This is a genomic window from Vibrio sp. Vb1574, assembly GCF_033338675.1.
Window position 1 is genome coordinate 1 of record NZ_JAWOTC010000241.1, and the last position, 1,321, is coordinate 1,321.

Genomic DNA, 1,321 nt, shown 5'->3' on the forward strand with positions numbered 1-1,321 from the left:
CGCGTTATTCCCTCAGATGATTACCTCGATTTGTTAGGTGCCGATATTGTTGTGATAACGGCAGGTGCGCAAATTCAACAAGGACAAACACGTTTAGATATCGCAGAAATCAACGCGAAGATTGGCGTCGAGATCGCTAGAAAAATAGAGCGTGTTGCGCCAAAGGCGGTTTTGATTGTCGTGTCCAACCCTTGTGACATTGTTGCTCATTTTATTACTACCAATACAGGCTTTGAGCCAAACAAAGTGATCAGCAGCGGGTGTGTTATCGATACAGCTCGCTTGATGAGCATTGTTGCTAACCGTGTGGATCTTGACCCTAAAAACATATTTGGTTATGTGCTGGGAGAGCACGGAAGCCACTGTTTCACACCAAAGAGTTTGATCTCTATTGCTGGCCAGCCTGCGGATTATTATTGCGATACGCACAATATCGAGAGAATCGATGCTGATGAGTTGCTCGAAGCGGTTAAGCAAGCGGGTTACGAGATATTTCGTCGCAAACATAATACGGTGCATGGTATTGCAGCCAGCGTATTTCGAATCATTCAAGCCATCAAAATCAATGAGCGCTCTGTGTTGCCAGTTGGCACGATGATGTCGGGTCAATATGGTGTGAGTGGCGTCGTGCTAAGTCTACCGACGGTGGTCGGGAAAAAAGGTGCAGAGTCGGTTCTTACTCACCCGTTTACAGAAGAGGAGCTTGAAACATTACACTCTATCAGTATGAACTTGAGATCCATTGTTGAGAATGTCGCGCAATCGACAGGTTTGAAGTGCTGATTGTAAACAAAGAAATTCTCCGTTTTGCCTTATATAGCCTACTGTTTAGTAGGCTTTTTTGTGTCTTCCAAACAGAGAAAAGCCCCAAAAACTATGGTTGTTTAATTTGCAAATGAGTAATAGAATGCGAACCATTTTTATTTAAGTGGTAATTTGGCATGTCTCGAGTTTTGATTGTTGATGATGACGTTCCTTTGTGTGAGCTTTTAGAAGTAGTTTTGCAAGATGAAGGATATACCGTCTCTTCTGTGCATTGTGGTGAAAGCGCGCTGCAGTACATGGAGAAAACGCCAGTCGATTTAGTGTTGCTCGATGTGATGTTGCCAAACTTAAATGGGATGCAAGTAGCTCGTCGTATTTGCCAACGATTTGCTACGCCAATTCTGATGCTTACAGCATTGAACGATGAAAACTCGATGCTGGATGGCTATCAAGCGGGTGCCGATCAATACATTGGTAAGCCATTCAATATTGCAGAGCTGCTAATGCGCATCAAAGCGATCCTGCCTCGAGTGGGCTTGTAGCGTCAACGCCAAAC

The 1,321-nt window shown here is 44.3% G+C and carries 1 protein-coding gene and 1 pseudogene; both read left to right on the top strand.

Going from position 1 to position 1,321, the window contains the following annotated elements:
* Positions 1 to 783: lactate/malate family dehydrogenase (locus tag R7O12_RS25165; protein ID WP_318126788.1), on the top strand; the 783-nt coding region annotated here is incomplete at its 5' end.
* A gap of 158 nt (positions 784 to 941) precedes the next feature.
* Positions 942 to 1,304: pseudogene (locus R7O12_RS25170) on the top strand (response regulator transcription factor); the annotation flags it as partial.
* Positions 1,305 to 1,321 lie beyond the last annotated feature (17 nt).